We start from the raw sequence: 7,869 nt of genomic DNA, 5'->3' as shown, positions 1-7,869 counted from the left end.
GATTGTGATACCGCGCTCGCGCTCTTCAGGAGCGTTATCGATAGATGCGAAGTCTTTAGCAACACCACCGTACACTTTTGCAAGTGTAGTACAGATAGCAGCTGTTAGAGTTGTTTTACCGTGGTCAACGTGACCGATTGTACCAACGTTAACATGCGGTTTTAGACGTTCAAATTTTTCTTTAGACACAATTGTGTTCCTTCCTAGTTAAGATACGCCCCCTACTAGGTCGGGGACGGCTCTGAAGTTTGTATTTTATGCGCCAATAGCCATTGACGCAATAATGAAATTAAATACGTTCAGCAATAATTTTGTCAGTAACGTTCTTTGGCATTTCAGCGTACTCGCTAAACTCCATAGAATAAGACGCACGGCCTTGTGTTGCCGATCTTAAATCAGTTGCATATCCGAACATTGCTGATAGTGGAACTTGCGCACGAATAATTTTAATACCCGCATTGCCTTCTTCCATACCTTCGATCATGCCGCGACGACGGTTAAGATCGCCAACAACATCACCCATCCAATCTTCTGGCGTGGTAATTTCAACTTTCATCATCGGTTCAAGCAATACTGGAGTTGCCTCAAGAGCACCTTGTCGTAATGCCATTGAACCTGCGATTTTAAATGCAATTTCGCTTGAATCAGTGTCGTGGTAAGAACCATCAACTAATGTCGCTTTGACATCAATCATTGGGTAGCCTGCTAACACGCCACTCTTCATTTGTTCTTCGATACCTGTAGCAACAGCACTAATGTATTCTTTAGGTACGCTGCCACCAACAATTTCATCTACGAATACGAAACCTTCACCCGGTTCTGATGGTTCAAGCTTTAGCCACACATGGCCATATTGGCCACGGCCGCCAGTTTCACCAGCTTGACGAATGAATTTACCTTCAACTTTAGTGTTACCACGAATAGTTTCACGGTAAGCAACCTGGGGTTTACCCACGTTGCAGTTGACGTTAAATTCGCGTTTCATACGATCGACGATGATATCCAGGTGAAGCTCACCCATGCCAGAAATTAGAATCTGACCTGATTCAACATCGGTCTCAACGCGGAAAGATGGGTCTTCTGCTGCTAGTTTATCTAGCGCGATTGTCATCTTATCTTGATCAGCAACAGAACGTGGTTCAACCACAATCTGAATAACCGGTTCAGGGAATTCCATGCGCTCAAGGATCACTTTATGATTTTGATCGCACAAGGTATCGCCTGTCGTTGCAAATTTAAGACCAATGGCTGCCGCAATGTCACCAGCGCGCACTTCTTTGATCTCTTCACGTTTATTCGCATGCATCTGAACAATACGACCTAAACGCTCACGTTTTTCTTTTACAGTGTTGAAAACAGTATCACCTGAATTAACAACACCTGAGTATACGCGCATGAAAGTTAACGTACCTACGAACGGGTCGGTTGCGATTTTGAACGCTAGTGCTGAGAATGGTTCGTCATCACTTGAATGACGCTCAACAGGGTTACCGTGTTCGTCTTCACCAGTAATTGCTTTTACTTCAGTTGGTGAAGGTAGAAAATCAACAACAGCATCAAGTACGGCTTGAACACCTTTGTTCTTAAATGCAGAACCACAAGTTGCCAGTACGATTTCGTTGTTTAGGGTACGTTGACGCAGACCAGCTTTAATTTCAGCTTCAGTCAGTTCACCTTCTTCAAGGTATTTATCCATTAGTTCATCATTAGCTTCTGCTGCTGATTCAACTAAGTTCATGCGCCACTCTTCTGCTAACTCTTGCATGTCAGCAGGAATATCTTCATAGGTAAAACTGGTGCCTTGATCAACATCAGACCAGTTAATGGCCTTCATTTTGATCAGGTCAATTACACCTTTAAATTCATCTTCAGTACCAATATTTAATTGCAGAGGCACTGGTGTTGCACCAAGACGGTGTTTGATCTGCTCGATAACGCGGAAGAAATCTGCGCCCGTGCGATCCATCTTGTTGATAAAAACAATACGAGGAACTTCATATCGATCGGCTTGACGCCATACAGTCTCAGACTGAGGCTCTACACCTGAAGCACCACAGAACACAACAACAGCACCATCAAGTACGCGCAGTGAACGTTCAACTTCAATGGTGAAGTCTACGTGTCCTGGAGTATCAATAATGTTGATTCGGTGCTCGTCGAACTGCTTGTCCATACCGCGCCAAAAGGTGGTCGTAGCAGCAGATGTGATAGTGATACCACGTTCTTGCTCCTGCTCCATCCAATCCATAGTAGCAGCGCCGTCGTGTACTTCACCAATCTTGTGAGATAGACCTGTATAAAACAGGATGCGCTCGGTAGTGGTTGTTTTACCGGCGTCAACGTGAGCACAGATACCGATATTACGGTAGCGCTCGATAGGCGTTTTGCGAGCCACGGTTGTATCCTCTTACTAAGGTGAACCTTAGAAAATGGTTTAGGCACAGCAGGATAACCTGCTGTGCCCAAGCGGTATTACCAGCTATATTACCAGCGGTAATGTGCGAACGCTTTGTTCGCATCTGCCATACGGTGAACGTCTTCACGTTTCTTAACAGCAGAACCTTTGTTGTCAGCTGCATCTAGCATTTCGCCTGCAAGACGCTGAGCCATAGATTTTTCACCACGCTTACGCGCAGCTTCAACTAACCAACGCATAGCTAGTGCATTACGACGTACTGGACGTACTTCTACAGGCACCTGGTAAGTTGAACCACCCACACGGCGAGATTTAACTTCTACCGCTGGACGTACATTTTCAAGAGCTTTTTCGAATACAGATAAGTGTTCTTCACCAGAACGCTCAGCCATAGTTTCTAGTGCAGAGTAAACAATTTTTTCTGCAGTAGATTTCTTTCCGTCAACCATTAGGATGTTAACGAATTTTGCCAGCAATTCTGATTTGAATTTAGGATCTGGAAGGATCTTACGCTGACCGATTACGCGACGACGTGGCATGGATTATCTCCGTTGTCTTCTTCAGGTTATCCAAAACTTTTCAGTTTCTTCAAAATTAAATAATTTTAGTGTTTGGCCTTACTTAACGGAATCCATTAAGACTTAGGACGCTTCACACCGTACTTAGAACGACCTTGTTTACGGTCATTAACGCCTGCACAGTCAAGTGCACCACGAACAGTGTGGTAACGAACACCCGGTAAGTCTTTAACACGACCACCACGGATAAGAACAACTGAGTGCTCCTGAAGGTTGTGACCTTCACCGCCGATGTATGATGTTACTTCAAAACCGTTTGTTAGACGAACACGACAAACTTTACGTAATGCTGAGTTCGGTTTTTTAGGTGTAGTAGTGTAAACACGAGTACATACACCACGTTTCTGTGGGCACGCTTCTAGTGCTGGCACGTTGCTTTTTACAACTTGCTTAGCACGTGGCTTACGTACCAACTGGTTAATAGTTGCCATTAAATAGCTCCTGATTGTTACTTTCGTAAGGTGAAAAATCTGCCTCCCAACAACAGGAGGACGCGAAATTTTAGGCATCGCACCTAAAGGTGTCAAGATCTAACCAACGATCAATTAAGTGATCATTTCTTAAACAATCACTTTTTTGTCCATATATTGTTACTAATAATGGCTTATTACGCCCATTTCATGTGTTTATTATGCCGTTCAGTTAGCAAAACAAACCCTTTGTAATCAATAACATCTAGACCTTTATCACATTTATCTTGCAAACCGCGCGCAATAATATCGGCTTCTAGTAAATAAATTTTTACGCCAATATTTTTTATTAAATCAAAGTAAATATTTTCGCTCAAGGCGACAATTACGGCATCTTCGAGCAATAAGATCTCATCATCAGGGCAAATAAACTGTAAACATTGTGTCAATGCATGGCTCTGAAATGGTGATCGGGTCACAGTATGTAACATCGGCACCTCAAAATGTGAGAATTTGGTGGCAACAATGCAATCTTGTCACCAACTCGGAATGGGGACAGATAATCACATCAATTAATAAATCATCAACGTTTAATCCGCGTTCAATTAATGACTGCTGACATACATAAATATTTTCGATGTCATACAAAGGTAACATTTTAAAAGTCGCAATATAATTACGACTTAAAATAGCGTCTGGCTGTTGATGCTTAACCAGTTGTAATACCCCATCACCAATAAAAAATGCGTCTAGTGCTTCAGTATAAGCAGAAGCCGCTAATAGCGCATCCAGCCCTTCACGACCACAACTATTGCCGTGAGGTGGTTGACGAAAAACAAACCCTAAGTTATTCACTCAATTAACCTCAAAATTGAATCACGCGATCAGCACTAAGTAACACCTCTGCAAGCCCGCCAAGTCCAACGGCTTCAAATCCTGATGCTAAATTATGACTCGGCAATTGGTGGTGCTGTGCTTCTTGTTCACCAACAATGCCACGTCGTAATGCAGCAGCAACACACGTATGTAATTCAATCTGGTGTATTTGCGCTAACTGCTGCCATGCGGCAACCAAATCAAATTCGTCTGATGCTGGCGCGGTAAGCGCATTACTATTTAAAACGCCATCTTGATAAAAGAAAACGCGAGCAAGTGTATGTCCCTGCTCAATGACTGCGCATGAAAATTGATATGCTGAGCGTGCGGTTTGAGTACCATAAGCTGGGCCATTAACAACAATGGCGTAAGTTAAACTCACTTGTCACCGTCCTCTGTTTTACGCTGACGAATATAAAGATAGACAGTATGCTTTGATATATTAAGTCGATCAGCAACACGGTTAATTGCATCTTTAATATCAAAAATACCCTTATCAAATAGCTCCATTACTATTTGACGATTTTTGGCATTGTTTGAGACATTCTTATCCGCATTTATTTCTTCAATCGTACGCTCAACGGTTTGATCGACCAATTCATCAACATCACTGGCAAAATTTACTTTTGATGCAGCTTGCTTTGCTTCATCAGTTGGCATAAACGATTGCAGAATTTGGGTAAATGGCACATCAAGATTAACGTTAATGCACAGCAGTCCAATGACTTTATTATCACCATTACGAATCGCAATGGTAATTGACTTCATTAAATCACCGCCTTTAGCACGCGTAAAATAAGCACGTGAAAAATTGCGTTCTGAATTTTGAATATCACGTAAAGAACGTAGCGCAAGATCCGTAATTGGAGATCCCACTTTACGACCGGTATTTTGGCCATTGGCTATTTTGATTGCCGAGGTATTTAAATCGGCTAAGGAGTGCAGAACAATTTCACAAAATGGCCCAATCAATGCAGCTAAACCGTCAACAACCGCTTCATACGCACGCAGAATATTATCATCGTGTTCAGAAAAAATACGTCTGTCAACGATGTCACTATCAACAATTATCTCTGTTCCAAAATTATCTACTGAAATCACGATATCACCTTCCATTTTGCTGCTTATCTACAATGCGATCGCCCTGATCTATCACTACAAGCATTCAATATAATTGATAAAATTTAAAATCTTCTCAGTAAGTTTATCAGATAATTGAACAAAAAAGACCCGACATATGCCGGGTCTTGATCAACAGTTACGCTTTTTTGTCACTAGAAAGTGATAAATTATTGCGCTTTTGTCGCTGTAGTTGTTGTTTTTACAGCTTCAACTGCAGGCTGTTGAGCTTGCTTAGCACCTTTGATACTTAATAATTCTACTTGGAAAACAAGAGTAGAATTAGCAGGAATGCTTGGATTAGCTTGTGCGCCATATGCTAGTTGTGGCGGAATAACAAACTCAAACTTAGAACCAACTGGCATTAATTGTACGCCTTCAGTCCAACCTGGAATTACTTGATTTAGTGGGAAAGTTGCTGGTTGGTTACGCTGGTATGAACTATCAAATACAGTGCCATCAGTTAGCATGCCTTTGTACTGTACTTCAACAGTGTCAGTTGCAGCAGGTTTTGCACCTGTACCTTCTTTCTCAACTTTGTACATCAAACCAGATTTAGTAGTTACTACGCCCGCTTCTTTAGCGAATTTAGCGCGGAACTCTTCACCTACTTTTACGTTCTTTTCAGCTTCAGCTTTTGCTTTTTGCTCAACAATCTTTGCAACACGTTGATCAAGAGATTGTAGTGCTTGCTGAGTTTGTTCTTGTGTCATGCGGCTCTTACCTGCAAACACATCTTCAACACCAGCAAGAACGTCTTGACGGTTAAGATTAAGACCTAGTTCTTTTTGTTGATCAAGATTAGCTGATAGATATTGTGCTAGTGATGCACCAATAGCATATGCTGCTTTTTGATCTTCAGTTTTAAATTCAACTTTAGCTGCATCCGTTGCTGCAACAGCAGCTGAAGCTGTTGTTTGTTCAACTTTTGCAGGTTCAGCAGGCTTGTTGGTGTCTGCTTTATTATCGTCCTGACAACCCACAGCAAGGAAGATTGTTGCTGCTAATACAGACATCTTTAAAATAGGCTTCATGTATTTCTCCATCAGTCATTGAGGTCATGCCTCACTTTTACACTGTGTTTATTAGTATGAGTATGAAAACAAAATTATATCAATATACTACTACCAGTCTGATTAAGTAACTGTAAATACTTAGCGCTGCAGTTATTTAATCAGATTCATTTCTTCTATCTAGTTACCCTAATCAAGCGGAACCAGAGCTTAATGTACAAGAAATTTTTGTCAGTTAGTCTACTTTTCTCGACCTTTGCCTTGAGCGGTTGTTTTCTCTTCAATTCAGAAGTTCAACGCTGGCATCTTGCTCAACAAGGTAGCACGAGTTTAAGCCTTAGCCGCGATGGCCGTTTTGCACTGATTAGCACAAACATACAAGGTATCGCGCTATGGGACTTACAGCAAAACAAAAAGTTAGCTGATTTTGGTTCTCAAGATCAATATCACAATAGCGTGATAACAAGCCATATATCTGATAACAATCGTTATGCTATAACCGCGACAACTCAAAACTTTGCCGTATGGGATTTAGGATGGTCACAAGCCCACGGGTTATGGTCGATTGAGAGTGCAACAATTGAAGATGTGGCTATTGCCAACAATGGCACTGATGTATTGTTAGCATTAAATAATGGTAAAGCACTATTTATTGACTTAAAAAAGGGTCGACGCCTAGAGTTCTTAGCGCATCGAAACAATGTTAATAGTGTTGCTCTCTCAGCCAATGGTCGCTATGCCCTTTCTGGAGGTAATGATCACCACGCCTATTTGTGGGATACCCGTAGCGGACAGATTATTTATTCATTTAAGCATAGCAGCAGTGTTAACCAAGTCGCACTGCAACGCGATGGAAAATTCGCTTTTTCTGCTACCGATAATAATGACAATATTATTTGGGACTTAACCACGGGTAACAAAATTACTCAATTAGCGATGAAAGTTCGCTATCACCCCCTTTCAAGTGCCCGTTTTTCTGATGATGGTCAATTTTTAGTAACGGGATCACCGTCACGCCGAGTCGAATTATGGCGCACAGATAATGGTGAAAATATCAAAAATTGGCGAGCGGAAGTACAGTCAGGGGCTCGACCCGCCACTGCAGTGGTGTATGATGTCGCTATTAGCCCTACAGGTAATGTTGTCGCTGGCTCGTCTGCTGGTTACGCTCAAGCCTGGTCAACCGACTGAAAGATATCCCATGAATGAGATACAACAATTACAAAGCCGTCTTGATGAACTCGAGATGAAACTCGCCTTCCAAGAACAGACCATTGATGAATTAAATGATGCGCTAACGAAGCAGCAATTTATGATTGATCGAATGGAAGTACAACTTAAGTTTATGGTCGGTAAAGTTAAAGGTATGCAAACCTCTAATATGGCAGATGAATCAGAAGAAACACCGCCGCCACATTATTAAATAGAGGTTCGAGGTTCGAGGTTCGAGGTTCGAT

At 41.9% G+C, this 7,869-nt stretch carries 11 protein-coding genes; 2 read left to right on the top strand and 9 right to left on the bottom strand.

Features of this window, described 5'->3' with window-relative positions; genetic code table 11:
- The 9 genes from VXS03_RS11780 to fkpA all read right to left on the bottom strand — a co-directional run.
- A partial coding sequence (locus VXS03_RS11780; protein ID WP_327763911.1) for a GTP-binding protein occupies positions 1-189 on the bottom strand: 189 nt, incomplete at its 3' end.
- Positions 190-289: 100 nt separating this feature from the next.
- Positions 290-2,395, bottom strand: a complete 2,106-nt coding sequence (fusA, locus tag VXS03_RS11775; protein WP_327763909.1) for an elongation factor G — start codon at positions 2,393-2,395, stop codon at positions 290-292.
- Between the two features lie 89 nt (positions 2,396-2,484).
- On the bottom strand, positions 2,485-2,955 hold the full coding sequence (gene rpsG / locus VXS03_RS11770) for a 30S ribosomal protein S7 (protein ID WP_080158724.1): 471 nt from the start codon (positions 2,953-2,955) through the stop codon (positions 2,485-2,487).
- 95 nt (positions 2,956-3,050) lie between these two features.
- Positions 3,051-3,425, bottom strand: a complete 375-nt coding sequence (gene rpsL / locus VXS03_RS11765; RefSeq protein ID WP_004399892.1) for a 30S ribosomal protein S12 — start codon at positions 3,423-3,425, stop codon at positions 3,051-3,053.
- Between the two features lie 176 nt (positions 3,426-3,601).
- The gene (tusB, locus tag VXS03_RS11760) at positions 3,602-3,895 is read right to left on the bottom strand and encodes a sulfurtransferase complex subunit TusB (RefSeq protein WP_327763908.1); all 294 of its coding nucleotides are present in this window, start codon (positions 3,893-3,895) and stop codon (positions 3,602-3,604) included.
- Between the two features lie 7 nt (positions 3,896-3,902).
- Complete coding sequence (gene tusC, locus VXS03_RS11755) at positions 3,903-4,259, bottom strand: sulfurtransferase complex subunit TusC (protein ID WP_327763907.1); 357 nt, start codon at positions 4,257-4,259, stop codon at positions 3,903-3,905.
- A gap of 10 nt (positions 4,260-4,269) precedes the next feature.
- Positions 4,270-4,662 carry a sulfurtransferase complex subunit TusD gene (gene tusD, locus VXS03_RS11750; RefSeq protein ID WP_327763906.1) on the bottom strand — a complete coding sequence of 131 codons (393 nt, stop codon included), beginning with the start codon at positions 4,660-4,662 and terminating at the stop codon, positions 4,270-4,272.
- The gene (locus tag VXS03_RS11745) at positions 4,659-5,381 is read right to left on the bottom strand and encodes a helix-turn-helix transcriptional regulator (protein ID WP_080158806.1); all 723 of its coding nucleotides are present in this window, start codon (positions 5,379-5,381) and stop codon (positions 4,659-4,661) included. Before VXS03_RS11745 ends, tusD begins: the two co-directional genes overlap by 4 nt.
- A 188-nt stretch (positions 5,382-5,569) precedes the next feature.
- The gene (gene fkpA / locus VXS03_RS11740) at positions 5,570-6,433 is read right to left on the bottom strand and encodes an FKBP-type peptidyl-prolyl cis-trans isomerase (RefSeq protein ID WP_327763905.1); all 864 of its coding nucleotides are present in this window, start codon (positions 6,431-6,433) and stop codon (positions 5,570-5,572) included.
- A gap of 192 nt (positions 6,434-6,625) precedes the next feature.
- Here fkpA and VXS03_RS11735 point away from each other — a divergent pair, with 192 nt between their 5' ends.
- Together VXS03_RS11735 and VXS03_RS11730 are read left to right on the top strand one after the other, a co-directional pair.
- Positions 6,626-7,603 carry a WD40 repeat domain-containing protein gene (locus tag VXS03_RS11735; protein ID WP_327763904.1) on the top strand — a complete coding sequence of 326 codons (978 nt, stop codon included), beginning with the start codon at positions 6,626-6,628 and terminating at the stop codon, positions 7,601-7,603.
- Positions 7,604-7,613: 10 nt separating this feature from the next.
- Positions 7,614-7,835, top strand: coding sequence for a SlyX family protein (locus VXS03_RS11730; protein ID WP_045035979.1), 222 nt, complete (start codon positions 7,614-7,616; stop codon positions 7,833-7,835).
- Positions 7,836-7,869: the final 34 nt, after the last annotated feature.

Origin of the sequence: Photobacterium sp. S4TG1 (genome assembly GCF_036040035.1) — a bacterium.
Classification (GTDB): Bacteria; Pseudomonadota; Gammaproteobacteria; order Enterobacterales; family Vibrionaceae; genus Photobacterium.
Note: the sequence above shows the minus strand (reverse complement) of the source record. Positions and strands in the feature narration are given on the sequence as shown.

Excerpts from the sequence above, each read along its gene's own strand:
- rpsG (WP_080158724.1), bottom strand. The coding sequence starts at position 2,955 with ATGCCACGTCGTCGCGTAATCGGTCAGCGTAAGATCCTTCCAGATCCT.
- fkpA (WP_327763905.1), bottom strand. The coding sequence starts at position 6,433 with ATGAAGCCTATTTTAAAGATGTCTGTATTAGCAGCAACAATCTTCCTT.
- VXS03_RS11730 (WP_045035979.1), top strand. The coding sequence starts at position 7,614 with ATGAATGAGATACAACAATTACAAAGCCGTCTTGATGAACTCGAGATG.
- tusB (WP_327763908.1), bottom strand. The coding sequence starts at position 3,895 with ATGTTACATACTGTGACCCGATCACCATTTCAGAGCCATGCATTGACA.
- rpsL (WP_004399892.1), bottom strand. The coding sequence starts at position 3,425 with ATGGCAACTATTAACCAGTTGGTACGTAAGCCACGTGCTAAGCAAGTT.
- VXS03_RS11735 (WP_327763904.1), top strand. The coding sequence starts at position 6,626 with ATGTACAAGAAATTTTTGTCAGTTAGTCTACTTTTCTCGACCTTTGCC.